General features: G+C 68.4%; 17 protein-coding genes. 9 read left to right on the top strand and 8 right to left on the bottom strand.

Going from position 1 to position 17,170, the window contains the following annotated elements; genetic code table 11:
- Positions 1-150 precede the first annotated feature (150 nt).
- Both ACO2RV_RS05755 and ACO2RV_RS05750 read right to left on the bottom strand, forming a co-directional pair.
- A complete protein-coding gene (locus ACO2RV_RS05755) occupies positions 151-1,578 on the bottom strand; it encodes a homospermidine synthase (protein WP_423290723.1) in 1,428 nt (475 codons plus the stop codon).
- Between the two features lie 99 nt (positions 1,579-1,677).
- Positions 1,678-2,898: a polyhydroxyalkanoate depolymerase gene (locus tag ACO2RV_RS05750; protein WP_423290721.1), complete on the bottom strand. Its 1,221-nt coding sequence runs from the start codon at positions 2,896-2,898 to the stop codon at positions 1,678-1,680.
- 304 nt (positions 2,899-3,202) lie between these two features.
- Between ACO2RV_RS05750 and ACO2RV_RS05745 the strand changes: the two genes are divergently transcribed.
- Positions 3,203-3,967, top strand: a complete 765-nt coding sequence (locus ACO2RV_RS05745; protein WP_423290719.1) for a glutathione S-transferase family protein — start codon at positions 3,203-3,205, stop codon at positions 3,965-3,967.
- Between the two features lie 171 nt (positions 3,968-4,138).
- Here the strand turns inward: ACO2RV_RS05745 and ACO2RV_RS05740 are convergent, their stop codons facing one another.
- The 3 genes from ACO2RV_RS05740 to ACO2RV_RS05730 form a co-directional block, all read right to left on the bottom strand.
- Positions 4,139-4,726, bottom strand: coding sequence for a GNAT family N-acetyltransferase (locus ACO2RV_RS05740; protein WP_423290717.1), 588 nt, complete (start codon positions 4,724-4,726; stop codon positions 4,139-4,141).
- 136 nt (positions 4,727-4,862) lie between these two features.
- The gene (locus tag ACO2RV_RS05735) at positions 4,863-5,993 is read right to left on the bottom strand and encodes a type III PLP-dependent enzyme (protein WP_423290715.1); all 1,131 of its coding nucleotides are present in this window, start codon (positions 5,991-5,993) and stop codon (positions 4,863-4,865) included.
- 685 nt (positions 5,994-6,678) lie between these two features.
- Entirely contained in the window at positions 6,679-6,918 is a 240-nt protein-coding gene (locus tag ACO2RV_RS05730) for a hypothetical protein (protein WP_423290713.1), read from the bottom strand.
- Between the two features lie 134 nt (positions 6,919-7,052).
- Here ACO2RV_RS05730 and ACO2RV_RS05725 point away from each other — a divergent pair, with 134 nt between their 5' ends.
- The 8 genes from ACO2RV_RS05725 to ACO2RV_RS05690 all read left to right on the top strand — a co-directional run bounded on the left by ACO2RV_RS05725 (position 7,053) and on the right by ACO2RV_RS05690 (position 14,028).
- The gene (locus ACO2RV_RS05725) at positions 7,053-8,627 is read left to right on the top strand and encodes a gamma-glutamyltransferase family protein (protein ID WP_423291056.1); all 1,575 of its coding nucleotides are present in this window, start codon (positions 7,053-7,055) and stop codon (positions 8,625-8,627) included.
- An 86-nt stretch (positions 8,628-8,713) separates the two neighbouring features.
- Positions 8,714-9,853 (top strand): alpha-D-ribose 1-methylphosphonate 5-triphosphate diphosphatase, encoded by a 1,140-nt coding sequence (locus tag ACO2RV_RS05720; protein WP_423290711.1) that lies wholly within the window; start codon positions 8,714-8,716, stop codon positions 9,851-9,853.
- Between the two features lie 9 nt (positions 9,854-9,862).
- Positions 9,863-10,564: a DUF1045 domain-containing protein gene (locus ACO2RV_RS05715; RefSeq protein ID WP_423290709.1), complete on the top strand. Its 702-nt coding sequence runs from the start codon at positions 9,863-9,865 to the stop codon at positions 10,562-10,564.
- A gap of 10 nt (positions 10,565-10,574) precedes the next feature.
- Complete coding sequence (locus ACO2RV_RS05710; RefSeq protein ID WP_423290707.1) at positions 10,575-11,192, top strand: DapH/DapD/GlmU-related protein; 618 nt, start codon at positions 10,575-10,577, stop codon at positions 11,190-11,192.
- A gap of 77 nt (positions 11,193-11,269) precedes the next feature.
- Positions 11,270-12,250, top strand: coding sequence for a signal peptide peptidase SppA (gene sppA / locus ACO2RV_RS05705; RefSeq protein ID WP_423290706.1), 981 nt, complete (start codon positions 11,270-11,272; stop codon positions 12,248-12,250).
- 77 nt (positions 12,251-12,327) lie between these two features.
- The gene (gene ihfB / locus ACO2RV_RS05700) at positions 12,328-12,621 is read left to right on the top strand and encodes an integration host factor subunit beta (RefSeq protein WP_183188827.1); all 294 of its coding nucleotides are present in this window, start codon (positions 12,328-12,330) and stop codon (positions 12,619-12,621) included.
- A 33-nt stretch (positions 12,622-12,654) separates the two neighbouring features.
- Complete coding sequence (locus tag ACO2RV_RS05695) at positions 12,655-13,047, top strand: lipopolysaccharide assembly protein LapA domain-containing protein (protein ID WP_423290704.1); 393 nt, start codon at positions 12,655-12,657, stop codon at positions 13,045-13,047.
- A gap of 15 nt (positions 13,048-13,062) precedes the next feature.
- A complete protein-coding gene (locus tag ACO2RV_RS05690) occupies positions 13,063-14,028 on the top strand; it encodes an ornithine cyclodeaminase family protein (RefSeq protein WP_423290702.1) in 966 nt (321 codons plus the stop codon).
- Between the two features lie 43 nt (positions 14,029-14,071).
- Here the strand turns inward: ACO2RV_RS05690 and cysW are convergent, their stop codons facing one another.
- The 3 genes from cysW to cysP form a co-directional block, all read right to left on the bottom strand.
- Complete coding sequence (gene cysW / locus ACO2RV_RS05685) at positions 14,072-14,941, bottom strand: sulfate ABC transporter permease subunit CysW (protein ID WP_423290700.1); 870 nt, start codon at positions 14,939-14,941, stop codon at positions 14,072-14,074.
- Positions 14,942-14,945: 4 nt separating this feature from the next.
- The gene (gene cysT / locus ACO2RV_RS05680) at positions 14,946-15,767 is read right to left on the bottom strand and encodes a sulfate ABC transporter permease subunit CysT (RefSeq protein WP_423290698.1); all 822 of its coding nucleotides are present in this window, start codon (positions 15,765-15,767) and stop codon (positions 14,946-14,948) included.
- Between the two features lie 89 nt (positions 15,768-15,856).
- Positions 15,857-16,888 (bottom strand): thiosulfate ABC transporter substrate-binding protein CysP, encoded by a 1,032-nt coding sequence (cysP, locus tag ACO2RV_RS05675; protein ID WP_423290696.1) that lies wholly within the window; start codon positions 16,886-16,888, stop codon positions 15,857-15,859.
- Positions 16,889-17,170 lie beyond the last annotated feature (282 nt).

Below are 17,170 nucleotides of genomic sequence, written 5' to 3'. Positions count from 1 at the left end.
GGCTCCGGATGCGTGGCGTGTGCGTGGGTAGTTATGCACCCGGAAGCACTTTGCCAGAGCCTGGACGGAGGGGAATACGCCTTGCCGCCGCTGTGCCGACATCCCGGACGGCCGACGGCCGATCCGGGATGATGACGGCGGGCGTCCCTCTCACCGCACCAGTATGTTGCGGAACTGCCAGGGGTCGGAGGTGTCGATGTCCTCGGGGAACAGGCCGGGGCGGCCGTCCAGCGGGGTCCAGTCGGTGTAATAGCCCTTCACCGTGCCGAGATAGGGTTTCTGCACCTCAAGGCAGCGGCGGTAATCCATCTCGTCGGTCTCGACAATGCCCGCCTCGGGATTCTCGATCGCCCATACCATGCCGGCGAGCACTGCCGAGGTGACCTGGAGCCCGGTCGCGCTCTGATAGGGCGCGAGCTTGCGGGTTTCCTCGATGGTCAGCTGCGAGCCGTACCAGTAGGCGTTCTTCGCATGGCCGTAGAGCAGCACGCCGAGCTCGTCGCGCCCGTCGACGATGTCGTGCTCGTCGAGGATCTTCCAGTCGCCATCGAACCTGCCCTCATTGCCGAAGACCTCGTGCCACGACAGCAGGGCGTCGTTGCAGGGATGGTAGGCGTAGTGGCAGGTCGGCCGGTACGCCACCTGCGCCCCCCGCCGCAGCGTGTAGTAATCCGCGATCGAGATCGACTCGTTATGGGTCACCAGGAAGCCGTGCTGGGCGCCCAGGGTCGGGCACCAGGTGCGTACCTTCGTCGTGGCACCCGGCTGCATCAGGTAGATGGCCGCGCCGGAGCCGAAATTATGGGTGTGGGCGTTGCCCGGCATCCATTTTTCGTGCGTGCCCCAGCCGAGCTCGGAGGGCTGCAGCCCCTCGGAAACGAATCCCTCGACCGACCAGGTGTTGACGAACTTGCCGAACGGCCGCGGATCGCGGGCGCGCTGGGTGTCGCGCTCGGCGATATGGATGCCCTTGACGCCGAGCGCGTGGGCCAGTTCCGCCCAGGCCTCGCGTGTCGTCGGCTCCTCGACATCGAGGCCGGTATCGGTTGCGATGTCGATCAGCGCCTGCTTGACGAACCAGGACACCATGCCCGGATTGGCGCCGCAGCAGGACACGGCGGTCGGCCCGCCGGGATTGGCCCGCTTGGCGGCCAGCATGGATTCGCGCAGCGCATAGTTGGAGCGGCTCGCCGGGCTGGCATCCTTGTCGAAATAGAATCCCAGCCAGGGCTCGACCACCGTGTCGATATAGAGCGCGCCGCACTCGCGGGCGAAATTCATGATGTCGACCGAGCCGGTGTCGACCGAGAGGTTGATCAGGAAGCCGCGCCCGCCGCTGGTGAGCAGGGGGCCGAGCACCTCGCGGTAATTCTCGCGGGTGATCGCCAGCTGGACAAAGCGGATGCCGCGCTCGTCGAGCAGGGCGCGGTTGTCGTCCACCGGATCGATGACGGTCAGCTGCTCCTTGTCGAAATCGAAGTGCCGTTCCAGGAGCGGCAGGGTACCGCGACCGATCGAGCCGAAGCCGATCATCACGATGGGACCATCGATTCTTGCATAGACAGGCCAAACCGACATTCTCGGGGGGACTCCTTTGGTTCCGAGGAAATAAAATTGCGGCCGCACCATGGGGTGCCGCAGCGTGCCGCGTCAATGGTGACGGGCGCGTGACGGGGCCTAGGCGTCGCTGGCGAGGACGTGGTTGCGCACCAGCGGGTAGACCTGCCCCTTCCAGCGCCGGCCCGAGAACACGCCGTAATGGCCGACGCCGGCCTGCATGTGGTGGCGGCGCAGATGCGGGCGCAGCGAGGCGCAGATGTCCTGCGCCGCTACCGTCTGGCCGACCGCGCAGATGTCGTCGCGCTCGCCTTCCACGGTGAGCAGCGCGGTGCGGCGGATGGCGCGGAAATCGATCCGCTCGCCGCGATAGGTCAGCACGCCGCGCGGCAGGTCGTGCTCCTGGAACACCTTGGCGATGGTCTCGAGATAGAACTCGGCGGCGAGGTCGAGCACGGCGAAGTACTCGTCATAGAAGGTCTTGGTGGTGCGGGCCTTCTCGTGCTCGCCCATGGCGAGGTTCTCGAACAGCTCCACATGCGCCTTCACGTGGCGCTCCATGTTCATCGCCATGAAGGCGCCGACCTGCACGAAGCCGGGATAGACCCGCCTTCCCGAGCCGGCAAAGCCCGGCGGCACGGTGGCGATGAGGTTCTGCTCGAACCAGTCGAGCGGCTTCGAGGTGGCGAGCTCGTTCACCTTGGTCGGGTTGACGCGGGTGTCGACGGGCCCCGCCATCAGGGTGATGGAGCGCGGCGTCGCCGGGTTGTCGTGCTGCGCCATCACCGCGGTGGCGGCGAGCACCTGCACGCAGGGCTGGCACACCGCCAGCGCGTGCGCGCCGGGTCCGATCTCCTCGAGGAAGCGTATGACATGCCCGACATAGTCGTCGAAGCCGAAGGCGCCGGCGCTGAGCGGCACGTCGCGCGCATTGGCCCAGTCGGTGACGTAGACGTCGTTGTCGGGCAGCAGCGTCCGGACGGTGTCGATCAGCAGCGTGGCGAAATGGCCCGAGAGCGGCGCGACGACGAGGATGCGCGGCTGCGGCTGGTCGACATCCTTGGCAAAATGCAGCAGCGAACCGAAGGGCAGGTCGAGCGCCACCTCCTCGGTGATTTCCACCTCGCGATTGCCGACCGTCACGCTCCTGATGTCGAAGGCCGGGCGGGCATGGCTGAGCCCGGCGCGCTCCACCATCTCGCAGGCGGCGGAAAGGTTGCGCAGCAGCGCACTCTCGCCGAAACCCGCCATGGTGTTGCCGAGCATGCGCCGCGACATCCGCGCCAGGGTGCGCATGGGGTCGAGCAGGTCGGCCTGGGCCTGATAGGCGGCATAGATCATCAGCGGCGGCTCTCGGGGACGGCTGCATGGGCCGCATGCGCGGCAGTTCCGGCACGTGCCGCCGGCCGGCGACGGGCCGCGGGCGTCACGCGCACGTCGTCCCGCCCGGCAACGCTAGCCGAAGCCGGCGGCGCGGACGATACGACGAACGGCGCGCAAGGTCGGGAGAATTTCAGGCGCGGGACCGGAATGTCTCGGCGGTGGCCGATGGCTGGATCGGGGATGGCACGAATAGTGTTTGCATCGCCCCGTCCCATCATCGCTCGCCTACCCATCATCGCCGACCACAACAGGATTGAGGACCATGCCCGCCCCGACCGCCAAACAGAAGCCCACGTCCGGATCGGGGACGACACGCGCCGGCAAATCCACTCCCGCCAAGGCGGCGCCCCGATCCGCCATCAAGGGTCAGGCACCCTCGGCCGTCCTCACCATCAGTAGCAAGAACTATTCCTCGTGGTCGCTGCGCGGCTTCCTGCTGTGCCGGCTGGCCGGACTGGAATTCGACGAGGCGCGCGTCTCGGCCGACGATCCCTCGATCCGCGCCGAACTGCTGCTGCAATCCTCGTCCTTCCTGGTGCCGCGGCTGGACCATGACGGGCTGAAGATCTGGGACACCCTCGCCATCGCCGAGTACCTGCACGAATTGAAGCCAGAAGCCGGGCTTCTGCCTAGCGATCGCGCAGCGCGGGCGCATTGCCGCTCGATCTCCGGCGAGATGCATTCGGGCTTTGCCAATCTGCGCTCGGCGCTGCCGATGAACATCAAGGCCCGCCACCCCGGCTTCAAGGTGTGGACCGGGGCGCAGGCGGACATCGAGCGCATCCTCGCCATCTGGCGCGAGTGCCTGAAGACCTATGGCGGGCCCTATCTGTTCGGCGCCGCGCCGACCATGGCGGATGCGATGTATGCTCCGGTCTGCTCGCGCTTCACCACCTATGACGTGAAGCTCGACGCGCCGACCAAGGCGTACTGCAAGGCCATTCTGGCGCTGCCGGCGCTGAAGGAGTGGAGCGCGAGCGCGCTCACGGAGCCGGACGAGATGGAGGAGCTCGACGTCGAGTTCTGAGGCTTCCCAGGCGAGCCCGGCCGGCTCGAACCCACCTCGTCCGAGGGGAATATCCTGATGCCGTCATCCCGGACGGCCGTAAGGCCGATCCGGGATCGCTGCCAGAATGGAGAGCGATCCCGGCTCTTCGGCTACGCCTCCGGCCGGGATGACGACCAAAGGCGGGAACCCTTACGCCGAACGCTTCAGCTCCGCGACGGCGGCCTCGCGGGCGACAAGCTCGTTCAGGCTCGGCGCCTCGACCATGGCGCCGGTCGGGCTGACCAGGCCGCGCGCGCCGTCGAGCGCGCCGGGCCGGAGCTCCAGCCCGAGGAAGCGGCTGCGGTCGAACGAGCCGGGCAGCCACAGGCCCTCCGTCAGCGCCACGTCGAAGCCGAAGCGCGCATAATAGGGCGCGTCGCCGACCAGCAGGATGGCGCCATGGCCAAGGCGCGTGGCCTCAACGATCGCGGTGGTCATCAGCGCGCGGCCAAGGCCCCGGTCGCGGAACCACGGGTGCACGGCGAGCGGGCCGAGCAGCAGCGCCGGGCGGGCCGGGCCCGCCGTGACGTGCCACAGGCGCAGCGTGCCGACCACGCGCCCATCCGGCCCGTGCGCGGCGAAAGCGAGGCCCTCGGCCGGCTTGCGGCCTTCGCGCAGGCGCTCGCTGGTCTTGGCGAGCCGCGCGGCGCGGCCGAAGGCGAGGTCGAGCAGGCCCTCGCGCTGGCCGATATCGGCCGGCGTCTCGAGGGAGATGGCGGGAGCGGTGGTGGCGAGCATGACGGCCTCCAAAACCCGGTCTGCCGGGAAAAAGAGGAAGGGGGAATTGGGGTGCAGCAGCGTCATCCCGGCCGAAGCCGTTGGCCCGCCGCTGGCGCGGCGTCCGGGATGACGAGGAGAGCGGGCGAGGACCCGCTCAAATCACGTAGGATCGCAGCGGTTCGAAGCCGTTGAACGCCACCGCCGAATAGGTGGTGGTGTAGGCGCCGGTGGCCTCGATCAGCACCTTGTCGCCGATGGCGAGCGACACCGGCAGCAGCACCGGGGCCTTCTCGTACATCACGTCGGCCGAATCGCAGGTCGGGCCAGCGAGCACGCAGGGCTCCACCGCGTCGCCGTCACGCGGCGTGCGGATGGGGTAGCGGATCGCCTCGTCCATCGTCTCGGCGAGGCCGCCGAACTTGCCGATGTCGAGATAGACCCAGCGCACCGCGTCGGTGGCCGACTTCTTCGAGATCAGCACCACCTCGGCCTCGATCAGGCCGGCAGCGCCGACCATGCCGCGGCCCGGCTCGATGATGGTCTGCGGAATGGCATTGCCGAAATGCCGCGACAGCGCGCGGAAGATCGCCTCGCCATAGGCTTCCGCCGCCGGCACGTCCTGCAGGTACTTGGTCGGGAAGCCGCCGCCGAGATTGACCAGCGACAGCGTGAAGCCGCGCTGGGCGCATTCGGTGAAGATCGCCGAGGCGGAGGCGAGAGCCGCGTCCCAGGCTTCGACGTTCTTCTGCTGCGAGCCGACATGGAAGGAGATGCCGTGCGCCTCGAGGCCGAGGCGGTGGGCGTGCTCCAGCACGTCGACCGCCATCTCCGGCTCGCAGCCGAACTTGCGCGACAGCGGCCATTCGGCGCCGGCGCCGTCGCACAGGATGCGGCAGAACACCTTGGCACCGGCGGCGACGCGGGCGACCTTCTCGACTTCCTCGGTACAGTCGACCGCGAACAGGCGCACGCCCAGCTCGAAGGCGCGGGCGATGTCGCGCTCCTTCTTGATGGTGTTGCCGAAGGAGATGCGGTCAGCCGTAGCGCCGGTGGCGAGAACCATGAGGATCTCGTTGACCGAGGCGCAGTCGAAGCACGAGCCCATCTCGGCCAGCGCGTTCAGGATCGCCGCGTCCGGGTTGGCCTTCACCGCGTAGAACACGCGGGTATCCGGCAGCGCCCGGGCGAAGGCGGCATAATTGGCGCGCACCACGTCGAGATCGACGACGACGCAGGGACCATCCTCACGTCGGTTGCGCAGGAATTCGCGAATACGGTCGGTCATGGCAATCCCCAAAGACCCGAAGCTTCGACCCAAGTGGATGCGAACACCCGCACGCGGCGTCATTGAGCCGCGCGCGTGGCGAGAATGCGCATCCGTTCGCCGGCCGGGCGGCGTCACGCCGTTTGGCCGGGTGGAATGGAGCCGTGGCAGCGATGCGTTCGCTTGCGCATGTGGAGAGCGCCTGCGTTCGATCGATGCCTTCGCTTGGTACGGGAAACCCGACCGCACGCCCGGCAAGAAGTAGTGCCTCTTCAGTTTCCCGACCTTTGGAGGGCCGACAGAGACCAAAAAAGCCCGCTACGTCGTTGCTTCAAGTCACGTTCCCCGCTGAGAGCGAGGTGCGCCGGTTTCGCCTCCGGCTACCGATCTGACTGGCGACTTTCCGGCCTCTTGTCCGGACTTCCGCCGATCGGCACGCGACCACAGGCACGTGCGAATGTTGGGCGAGCAGCGATGTATGGATTTCCGCCGTCATATGCAAGCGGGTTCTGCGGGAAATATCGCATACGCCCGAAATATCCGCGTGCTCAGGATCGAGGCGGTAGCGGGGGGCGGAAGGCGGGTGGTTTCTCAGGTCGTCATCCCGGTCGCAGCGCAGCGGAGAGCCGGGATCGCTCGCCAATTTCCAACGATCCCGGATCGGTCTTCGACCGTCCGGGATGACGATGATGGAAATGATTCGGGCCTAGCCCTCGACGAAGGGCTCGACCGACTTCGCCTTCATCACGAAGCGATAAATGCCGTAGATGGCGAGCACGGCGAGGGTGCCTTCGAAGATCAGCTCCCACACCCAGTTCGCGTCGAACAGCGCGGCGATGGCCCAGCCGGCCGCGAGCCCGGCGCCGATAAGCTCGGCCCCCAAGAGGATGGCGGCGCTCGCCACCGTGCTCACATGATCCCAGCGGATGCGTCGGCCCGTGCTCATCTCGTCTCGATCCGTCTACTTCAGCGGGGCGCAAACTGCTATGCCCGGCCGCGCGGGTCAAGTTTTCCAGCCGTTGGGGAGAAACGAAGGTGGCGTGGGGTTCCGATCACGAGAGCGTGCGGGCCGGTTCCGGCATGGTGGCGACGCCGCACTGGCTGGCCACGGAAGCCGGCCGCGCCGTGCTCGAGGAGGGCGGCAATGCGGTGGAGGCGGCGCTGGCCGCGGCCGCCGCCATCGCCGTGGTCTACCCGCATATGAACCAGATCGGCGGCGACGGCTTCTGGCTGATCCGCGATGCCAAGGGCCGCGTCGGCTATTTCGAGGCGGCGGGCTATGCCGGGACGAAGGCGACCCCTGCCTTCTACCGCGAGCGCGGCTATGACGAGGATGTGCTTCCCGCGCGCGGCCCGCTTGCTGCGCTCACCGTGCCCGGTCAGATCGGCGGCTGGCAGCTGGCGCATGAGGCGGCGCGCGAACTCGGCGGCAGGATGCCGGTGCGCCGCCTGCTGGAGGCCGCGATCGGCCATGCCCGCGCCGGCTTCGCGGTCTCAGCTTCGCAGCACCGGCTGACCGCCGAGAAGAAGGACGAGCTGGCCGCTATCCCCGGCTTTGCCGGCAATTTCCTCGATGCGGACGGCTCGGTGCCGGAGCCCGGCACGATGCAGCGCTTCGAGCGGCTCGCCGACACGCTGGAGCACCTCTCCCGCGCCGGGCTGGACGATTTCTACCGCGGCGATGTCGGCCGCGAGATCGCCGCCGACCTTGAGAAGGCCGGCAGCCCGGTGACGCGCGAGGACCTGGCGCATTTCCACGCGGTGCGCCGCTCCCCGTTGCATGTGAAGCTCTCGACCCTGGAGCTGTGGGGCTCGCCCCCGCCTACCCAGGGGCTGGCGACGCTGATGATCCTCGCCATCTTCGATCGGCTCGGGGTCACCCGGCCGGAGGGCTTCGCCCATATCCACGGGCTGGTCGAGGCGACCAAGCGCGCCTTCCTCATCCGCGACAAGGTGGTGACGGATTTCGACCGGCTGCTGCATGAGCCGGCGGACTTCCTCGCCGCCGCCGCGCTGGAGCGGGAAGTCGCCGCCATCGATGCCGGCCGCGCTGCGCCCTGGCCGCACAGGGCGGCGCCCGGCGACACGATCTGGCTCGGCGCGGCGGACAAGAGTGGCCTCGCCGTGTCCTACATCCAGTCGATCTACTGGGAGTTCGGCTCCGGGCTGGTGCTGCCCTCGACCGGGGTGCTGATGCAGAATCGCGGCACCTCCTTCTCGCTCGACCCCAGGGCGGTGAATCCGCTGCAGCCGGGCCGGCGCCCGTTCCACACGCTCAATCCCGGCATGGCGCAGCTGGCCGACGGGCGCGTCGTCGCCTTTGGCTGCATGGGCGGGGAGGGCCAGCCGCAGACCAATGCGGCAGTGATGAGCCGCTACGCCCTGTTCGGTGCGCCGCTCGGCGAGGCCATTGCCCGCCCGCGCTGGGTGCTGGGCCGCACCTGGGGCTCGAACTCGGTGTCGCTCAAGCTGGAAGGTGCGTTCGACGGCGCGCTGGCCGAGCAGCTGGAGCGTGCCGGCCACGAGATCGAGATCATCGCAGAGGCCCATTCCGACATGATGGGCCATGCCGGCGCGGTGGTCATCCATCCCGGCAAGGCGGGGCTCGAAGGCGCACATGACCCGCGCTCGGACGGCGGCGCTCTCGGGGTGTGAAGGTGTGCCTGGAGATGAAGAAACCATCTCCCCTTCCGCTGGGGAGTTTCATGGAACGGTCACATCAAAATGCGAGACGCGCGGCGATGGAAACGATTCTGACCAATGCCCGCCTCGTGCTCGAAGACCGCCTCGTCCTCGGCACGCTCGTCCATGAAGGCGGAGTGATCCGCGCCATTGACGAGGGCCGCTCGCATCTGCCCTCGGCGATGGACTGCGAGGGCGACTATCTCGCCCCCGGCCTGATCGACCTGCACACCGACGCGCTGGAAGGCCATTTCATCCCGCGCCCCAAGGTGATCTGGCCGGATGCGCGCGCCGCCGCGCTGGCGCATGACGCGCAGATGGCGGGCTCGGGCGTCACCACCGTCTATGACGCGATCTGCGCCGGTGGCTTCGACCAGGCCAAGGCCGACCGCCGCGCGCTTTACGAGGTGATGCTGGACGCGGTGGAGCAGGGGGCGACACGCGGCATGTTCCGTGTCGATCACCGCATCCATCTGCGCTGCGAACTGACCGACCACGGCCTGCCCGATCTGGTCGACGTCGCGCTCGGCCGGCCGAACCTCTCGCTCGCCTCGCTGATGGACCACACGCCCGGCACGCGGCAATGGCGCAATGTCGAGCATCTCAAGGTCTATCTCTCCGGCATCGGCAAGGGCGGGCCGGACCTCGACGCCGAGGTGGCCGACCGCATCGAGCGCGCCAGGGGTGCGGTCGCCGGCAATTACGACCGCATGGTGGCCCTCTTCTCCGGCTCCGGCATCGTGCTGGCGAGCCATGACGACACCACCCCCGCCCATGTCGACGAGGCGCTGGCGGCGGGCTGCACCATCTCGGAGTTCCCCACCACGATCGAGGCCGCGCGCGCGGCCAAGGTCTCGGGCCTCGCCACCATTGGCGGTGCGCCGAACGTGGTGCGCGGCGGCTCGCATTCCGGCGGCGTCTCCATGCGCGACCTCGCCAGCGAAGGCCTGCTCGACGCGCTCGCTTCCGACTATGTGCCGGCGAGCCTGCTGCAGGCCGCCCTCGCCTTGACGCGCACGGCCGACCTGTCGGTGCCCCAGGCGCTGACACTGGTGACGGCGGCGCCCGCGCGCCTTGCCCGGCTCGACGATCGCGGGCGGCTGGCCGCCGATCTGCGCGCCGACCTGCTGCGCTTCCGGCTGATCGACGACACGCCGGCGGTGGGCGAGGTCACGCTCAATGGCCGCCGGGTGTTCTGAGCGCTGATCATGTCCTCGGAGCCGCGCTACGCCATCTACTTCGCCCCGCCGCCGACCAGTTCGCTCTGGCGCTTCGGCGCCTCGGTGATCGGCTATGACGCGGAAACCGGCGCCGCCCTGCCACCGCCGGCGCTGCGCCGCTTCGATGCCGAGCGCTGGCGCGAGATCACCGCCGAGCCGCGCCGCTACGGCTTCCACGCCACGCTGAAGGCGCCGTTCCGGCTTGCCGAGGGACGCAGCGAGGACGAATTGCGTGCCGCCTGCGCCGCCTTTGCCGGCGAGCGCACGCGCTTTGCTTGCACCGGCGTGCAGCTTGCCGTCATCGGCCGCTTCATTGCCCTGAAGACCGCCTCGTCCTGCACCGCGCTCGACCGCCTGGCGGGTGCGGCGGTGGCGAGCTTCGAGCCGTTCCGCGCGCCGATGAACGCGGCGGAGATGGAAAAGCGCCTGCGCGCCCCGCTCACCCCGCGCCAGCAGGACCACCTCGCGCGCTGGGGCTACCCCTATGTGCTGGAGGATTTCCGCTTCCACATGACGCTGACCGGGCCGCTGGAGGACGATGAGCGTACGCTGGCCGAGGCGGAGCTCGCCGAACTCTTCGCGCAGAGCGGCGCCGATGGGCCCCTCATCGTCGGCGGTATCGCGCTCTACCGGCAGGAGGCCGGGCCGTTCCGGCTCATCGCCCGCTTCGGCTTCGGCACTGAGAAATGAGCAGGCACGCATGAGCACGAAGCTCGGGCTCGCGCCCACCATCGACCCGACCGCAGAGGTCACCGCCTCGACGCTCGGGCGCTACACCGAGGTTGGCCCGCGCACCACGCTCAATGAGGTCGTGCTCGGCGACTATTCCTATGTCGTCAACGATTCCGACATCGCCTATGCCTGCATCGGCAAGTTCACCTCCATCGCGGCGATGACCCGGATCAACCCCGGCAACCATCCGATGGACCGCGCCAGCCAGGCGCATTTCACCTACCGCGCCTCGGCCTATTTCGACGATGCCGAGGACGAGCCCGCCTTCTTCGACTGGCGCCGCGCGCACGGCGTCACCATCGGCAACGATGTGTGGATCGGCCATGGCGCCATCATCCTGCCCGGCCGCACGGTGGGCGACGGGGCGGTGGTGGCGGCGGGCGCGGTGGTCTCGAAGGACGTGCCGGCCTACACCATCGTCGCCGGCGTGGCGGCCAGGCCGGTGAAGCGGCGTTTCCCCGAGGCGATCGGCGAACGGTTGCAGGCGCTCGCCTGGTGGGATTGGGAGCACGCCCGCCTGCGCGCCGCGCTGGAGGATTTCCGTTCCCTCGCCATCGAGGCCTTCCTGGAAAAGCACGGCGGCTGAGCGCGCAACCCTCCCGTGCTTGCGCCGGCCGGCGGCGGGGGCTACCCCTTGGGCCGTTGCAATCCGGGGAGAGGCAGATGTCGCCGAGCGCGATCGAGGTCGACGAGGTGATCGCCCGCCGGCGGCTGCGGCGCAAGCTGGCCTTCTGGCGCGTCTTCGCCTTCCTCGTCCTGCTGGTCGGCGGCTTCGGCGCCTTCCTGTGGTGGGACGACGGCAATTTCCCGCCGCGCTCCTCGCCGCATGTGGCGCGGGTGACCATAGGCGGCATCATCCGTAATGAGCGCGAGCGGCTGGAGCTGCTGGAAGCCATCGGCCGTTCCGGCGCGCGGGCCGTGATCCTTTCCATCGACAGCCCCGGCGGCACGGTGGTCGGCTCCGCCGCGCTGTATGACGGGCTGCGCCGCCTCGCCGAGAAGAAGCCGATCGTCGCCGTGGTCGACGGCATCGCCGCCTCGGGCGCCTACATCGCCGCGCTTGGCGCGGACCACATCATCGCCCCGCGCAACGCGCTGGTCGGCTCCATCGGCGTGATCTTCCAGTTCCCCAATTTCGCCGAGCTGATGAAGACGGTCGGCATCTCCTATGAGGAGATCAAGTCGAGCCCGCTCAAAGCCGCGCCGAACATGTTCGATCCGCCGACCGAGGACGCCCGCAACGCGGTGCGCGCGCTGGTCGCCGACAGCTATGACTGGTTCAAGGGGCTGGTCGCCGAGCGCCGGCTGCTCGACGCCGACAAGCTCGCGCAGGCGTCCGACGGACGGGTGTTCACCGGCCACCAGGCGCTGCCGCTGCGCCTCGTCGACGAGCTCGGCGACGAGCGCACGGCGCGCGACTGGCTGGCCCGCGAGCGCGGCGTTTCCAAGGATCTTCCCGTACGTGATTGGCACACCCGCCGGGCGGGCGACGAATTTGGCTGGCTGCACGCCACCGGCGTCAAGCTTATGTCCTTGATCGGGCTCGGCGAACTCGCTAATGCCGTGATCGGTGGCGCAAGTGACGCGGTCGCGACGGCGCGCCTTGACGGTCTGTTGGCCCTCTGGCACCCTCGGGGTGGCTAGACGGGGCCCAAGAGTTTCCAAAATATGATGTTTTTGGATTTCCGACGAGCCGATCGCAGCGAGGGGACGGGGCGTCGATGATCAAGTCCGAACTTGTGCAGCGGATCGCCGAGGCGAATCCGCATCTCTATCAGCGCGATGTCGAGAATATCGTCAACGCGATCCTCGACGAAATCGTCGCGGCGCTGGCGCGCGGCGACCGTGTCGAACTGCGCGGTTTCGGCGCTTTCTCGGTGAAGGCCCGCCCCGCCCGCACCGGCCGCAACCCGCGAACCGGCGCGCATGTGGCGGTCGACGGCAAGGCCGTGCCCTATTTCAAGACCGGCAAGGAAATGCGCGAGCGCCTTAATGACGGCGTCGACCTCGAATAACCCTCGCCTGTACAATCGATCCGGGAGTGCCGCGTGCTGCTGCGCCGTATCTTGACGATACTCGTTGTCCTGCCGATCTCGGTGGGGCTGGTGATGCTGGCGGTGGCGAACCGGCACCAGGTCGGGCTTGTCGTCGATCCGTTCAGCGGCGACTGGACCATTGAGCTGCCGCTGTTCCTCGTGGTGTTCGGTGCGCTGATCGTCGGCGTGGTGCTTGGCGGGGTCAGCGTCTGGCTTGGCCAGGGCCGCTGGCGTCGCGCGGCCCGCCGCAACGAGCGCGAGGCGCGCCGCGCCAAGGCGCAGGCCGAGGAGCTGAAGACCTCGCTCGCCGCCCGCACGGGAACGGGTCCCGCACGCGCCGCGGCGCCCGCTCTGGCTTCCAGCCCGGCGACGCCCGCCCTTGTTGACCGCAGCCGCGCGGCCTGAGTAAACCGAGTTGAAATGTCCGATCTGCGTTTTGTCTCCGCCGGCGAGATCGCCGGCCTGCTGACCTTTCCCGCCCTCATTGACGCGCTCGATGCCGCCTTCCGGCGCCGCATCGTCACGCCGGTGCGCCATCACCACGCCATCGAGCGGCCGGACGGCGAGGAAGCCATGCTGCTGCTCATGCCGGCCTGGACAGCGGACGGCACTGCCGACGACGTGCTCGGCACCAAGCTGGTCACGGTGTTTCCCGGCAATGCCGCGCGCGGCGCCGACAGCGTCATCGGCCTCTACGTGCTCAATTCCGCCGCCACCGGCGAGCCCCTCGCGGTAATGGACGGGCGCGCGCTCACCGTGTGGCGCACCGCCGCCGCCTCGGCACTCGCCGCGCGCTATCTCGCCCGCGCGGATGCCAGCCGGCTGGCGGTGATCGGCGCCGGTGCACTGGCGCCTTATCTCGCCCGCGCCCATGCGAGCGTGCGGCCGATCCGCAGCATCACCATCTGGAACCGCACCTTGGCCAAGGCCGAGGCGCTGGCGGAAACCTTGAAGGCCGAGGGCTTCGACGCCCGTGCGGAGCCCGATCGTGGGACCGCGATCGCGGGGGCCGACATCGTGGCCTCGGCGACGCTGTCACCCGAGCCGCTGGTCGAGGGCCGCTACCTCCGGCCCGGCCAGCATGTCGATCTTGTCGGCGGTTTCACCCCCGCCATGCGCGAGGCCGATGACGAGGCGATCCGGCGCGCGCGCGTCTATGTCGACACCCGCGCCGGCGCGGGCAAGGAGGCCGGCGACATCGTCGTGCCGCTCGCGACCGGCGTGCTGGCGACCGACGGCATCCATGGCGACCTGTTCGAGCTCGCCGGCGGCATCGCCAAGGGGCGGGGCTCGGCGGAGGAGATCACCCTGTTCAAGTCGGTCGGCACCGCCATCGAGGACCTCGCCTGCGCCGAGCTGGTGTGGAAGGCGCTGCGGGGCTCTTAACGCCCTCTCCCCGCGGGGGAGAGGGACAGCAAAGGGCGGAGCCTCAATGCCCCGGACGGCCCTGTGCCTTCACCCGCGCGGCGTCGAGCCGCTCGATGATCGCCTTGGCGATGAGCGTGAACAGCGCCACGGCCGTGAGGATGGTGGCGATGGCAAACGCCGCGATGGCGTTGTTGTCCTGATAGAGCAGCTCGATCTGTAGAGGCAGCGTGTTGGTCTGGCCGCGAATATTGCCCGAGACCACCGACACCGCGCCAAACTCGCCCATCACCCGCGCATTGCACAAGGCCGCGCCGTAGAGCAGGGCGAAGCGCACATTCGGCAAGGTGACGAGGCGCAGGATGCGCCAGCCGCCGGCGCCCAGCGTCACCGCCGCCTCTTCCTCCTCGGAGCCCTGCGCGATCATGAGCGGAATCAGCTCGCGGGCGACGAACGGCGCGGTGACGAACAGGCTCGCCAGCACGATGCCCGGCACGGCGAACATGATCTTGATGTCGTGCGCCTCGAGGAACGGCCCGAGCAGCCCTTGCGCGCCATAGACGAAGAGATAGGCGACGCCGGCGATGATCGGCGAGATGGAGAAGGGTAGTTCCACCAGCGCGACCAGGAGGTTGCGGCCGCGGAAGCGGAACTTGGCGATGCACCAGGCCGCGGCGATACCGAAGCCGACATTGATCGGCACCACGATCAGCGCCACGAGGACGGTCAGCCCGATGGCGTATTGCGTGTCCGGCGCGGCGAAGGAGGCGGCATAGGCCGTCATCCCGTGTCGGAACGCCTCGGCGAAGATGGCGATGAGCGGCGCCACCAGCACCAGCGCGGTGACCACAAGCACGCCGCCGATCAACACTCGCCGGGTGAGCGGGCCATCGCCGACGCGGATGCGGCCGGAGGGGCGGGAAGTATCGCTCATCGGCTCAGTCTCCCGTGCCGATCCGGCGCTGCTGCCAGAGCTGGATCATGTTGACGGCGAACAGCATGAGGAAGGCGAGGCCGAGCAGGGTGGAGGCGATGGCGGCGGCGGCGGCGTATTCATATTCCTCGATGCGGATGAAGGTCAGCAGCGAGACCACCTCGGTCTTCAGCGGCAGGTTGCCGGCGATGAAGATGATGGCGCCGAATTCGCCGAGCGAGCGGGCGAAGCACAGCGAGGCGCCGGTGAGGAAGGCCGGAAAGATCGCCGGGAAGATGACGCGGGCGAAGATGCGCGCATCCGAGGCGCCCAGCGTCGCGGCGGCTTCCTCGACATCGGCGGCGAGGTCCTCCAGCACCGGCTGCACCGTGCGCACCACGAAGGGGATGGAGGTGAAGGCCATGGCGCAGGCGATGCCGAGCGGGGTGTAGGCGACCTCGATGCCGAGGACGGCGAGCGGGGCGCCGAACCAGCCGTTCTTCACGAACAGCGCCGAGAGCGCGAGGCCGGCCACTGCCGTCGGCAACGCGAAGGGCACATCGACCAGTGCGTCGAGCAGCCGCTTGCCTGGGAATTCATAGCGCACAAGCACCCAGGCCAGCGCCAACCCGTAGACCGCGTTGAACGCCGTCGCCAGCGCCGCCGTCGTCAGGGTGAGGCGGAAGGCGGCCGCCGTGCGCGTGCCGGTGATGATGGCGACATAGCGCTCCCAGCCGACATCCGCCGCCTGCCAGACCAACGCGCCGAGCGGCAGCAGCACGATCAGGCAGAGATAGAACAGGGTGATGCCGAGCGAGAGCGGAAGGCCCGGTACGACGCGGTTCAACGGACGGGCTCCTGGAAAAAGGCCATGGCCGGGATGCTTCCCCGGCCATGGCGCATTGAAACTCGGATGTCCAGAGCCGCCGCAGGCGCTCACGGCGCGACGAACAGCTCTTCCAGCTTGCCGCCAGAGCCGAAATGCACCTTCTGCACATTGGCCCAGCCGCCGAGCACGTCCTCGACCTTGAGGAGGCGCACCGGCGCGAACTTGTCCTTGAACTCCTCGGCGACCTTGGGGTCGACAACGCGGTTGTTGAACTCGGCGGCGACCTTCTGGCCTGCGGGCGAATAGAGGAAGGTCAGGTAGTCGGTGGCGATGGCTCGTGAGCCGCGCTTGTCGACCACCTTGTCGACGACGGCGACCGGAAACTCGGCCAGCAGGCTGACCGGCGGCACGACGACTTCGAGTTTCTTGTCCTTATAGGCGTCGCGGGTGTTGATGACCTCGGCCTCGAAGGTGATCAGCACGTCGCCCTGCTCGCGCTCGACGAAGGTGGTGGTGGAGCCGCGCCCGCCGGTGTCGAACACCACGACATTGGACAGGAGCTTTTTGGCGAAGGCGTCGGCCTTGGCGACGTCGCCGTTGAACTTCTCCAGCGCGAAGGCATAGGCGGCGAGATAGGTGTAGCGGGCATTGCCCGAGGTCTTCGGGTTCGGGAAGACCAGCTTCACGTCGTCGCGCACCAGGTCGTCCCAGTTCTTGACGTTCTTCGGGTTGCCCTCGCGCACCAGGAAGGCGGGGAAGGAGTACCAGGGCGAAGCGGCATTCGGCAGGCGGGTCTGCCAGTCCTTGGCGACGTAGCCCTTGTCGACCAGGAAGGTGATGTCGGTGATCTGGTTGAAGGTCACCACGTCGGCTTCCAGCCCCTCGACGATGGAACGCGCCTGCTTGGAGGTGCCGGCATGGCTCTGGTTGACCTTGATCTCCTTGCCGGTCTTGGCCTTCTCGGCCGGTTCGAACTGCTTGTTGATCGCCTCGAACAGCTCGCGGGCGATGTCGTAGGAGGCGTTGAGGATGGAGTTCGGCGCCTCCTGGGCGCGGGCCGGGCTGGCTCCGGCGAGGAGGAACGGCGCCAGCGCGGCGGTCAGGGCAGTGGTGAGGACAAGGCGGCGCGACAGGCGCATGGGTCTTTCTCCACGATCACGAGAGGCGCGATCGGATGCCCCCGACCGGCTATAATCACAAAATAAACGTGAAATAATCAATTTCACAGTTGAATGTGAGTAGCATGGGATTTGACGCCGAGAAAGGGGCAATTGTGCCGCTGGCCGGAATATTCCACCTTTCCCGTCTGGAATTTCGATAAGGAAGGCCCGGCCATATCGTCCCGCAGGGCGAGGGGGCGGAAGGGCGCCAGCGCGCGAGGCGCACCAAAACCTCGCCTCCGCCGGGCGTCCGTGCTAGGT

The organism is Ancylobacter sp. VNQ12, from assembly GCF_049445835.1.
Classification (GTDB): domain Bacteria; phylum Pseudomonadota; class Alphaproteobacteria; order Rhizobiales; family Xanthobacteraceae; genus Ancylobacter.
This window is presented reverse-complemented; position numbering and strand designations above follow the sequence as displayed.

What these genes read in the sequence shown, in the direction of transcription:
- ACO2RV_RS05755 (WP_423290723.1), bottom strand. Translation starts at nt 1,578, where the DNA reads ATGTCGGTTTGGCCTGTCTATGCAAGAATCGATGGTCCCATCGTGATG.
- ACO2RV_RS05750 (WP_423290721.1), bottom strand. Translation starts at nt 2,898, where the DNA reads ATGATCTATGCCGCCTATCAGGCCCAGGCCGACCTGCTCGACCCCATG.
- ACO2RV_RS05745 (WP_423290719.1), top strand. Translation starts at nt 3,203, where the DNA reads ATGCCCGCCCCGACCGCCAAACAGAAGCCCACGTCCGGATCGGGGACG.
- ACO2RV_RS05740 (WP_423290717.1), bottom strand. Translation starts at nt 4,726, where the DNA reads ATGCTCGCCACCACCGCTCCCGCCATCTCCCTCGAGACGCCGGCCGAT.
- ACO2RV_RS05735 (WP_423290715.1), bottom strand. Translation starts at nt 5,993, where the DNA reads ATGACCGACCGTATTCGCGAATTCCTGCGCAACCGACGTGAGGATGGT.
- ACO2RV_RS05730 (WP_423290713.1), bottom strand. Translation starts at nt 6,918, where the DNA reads ATGAGCACGGGCCGACGCATCCGCTGGGATCATGTGAGCACGGTGGCG.
- ACO2RV_RS05725 (WP_423291056.1), top strand. Translation starts at nt 7,053, where the DNA reads ATGGTGGCGACGCCGCACTGGCTGGCCACGGAAGCCGGCCGCGCCGTG.
- ACO2RV_RS05720 (WP_423290711.1), top strand. Translation starts at nt 8,714, where the DNA reads ATGGAAACGATTCTGACCAATGCCCGCCTCGTGCTCGAAGACCGCCTC.
- ACO2RV_RS05715 (WP_423290709.1), top strand. Translation starts at nt 9,863, where the DNA reads ATGTCCTCGGAGCCGCGCTACGCCATCTACTTCGCCCCGCCGCCGACC.
- ACO2RV_RS05710 (WP_423290707.1), top strand. Translation starts at nt 10,575, where the DNA reads ATGAGCACGAAGCTCGGGCTCGCGCCCACCATCGACCCGACCGCAGAG.
- sppA (WP_423290706.1), top strand. Translation starts at nt 11,270, where the DNA reads ATGTCGCCGAGCGCGATCGAGGTCGACGAGGTGATCGCCCGCCGGCGG.
- ihfB (WP_183188827.1), top strand. Translation starts at nt 12,328, where the DNA reads ATGATCAAGTCCGAACTTGTGCAGCGGATCGCCGAGGCGAATCCGCAT.
- ACO2RV_RS05690 (WP_423290702.1), top strand. Translation starts at nt 13,063, where the DNA reads ATGTCCGATCTGCGTTTTGTCTCCGCCGGCGAGATCGCCGGCCTGCTG.
- cysW (WP_423290700.1), bottom strand. Translation starts at nt 14,941, where the DNA reads ATGAGCGATACTTCCCGCCCCTCCGGCCGCATCCGCGTCGGCGATGGC.
- cysP (WP_423290696.1), bottom strand. Translation starts at nt 16,888, where the DNA reads ATGCGCCTGTCGCGCCGCCTTGTCCTCACCACTGCCCTGACCGCCGCG.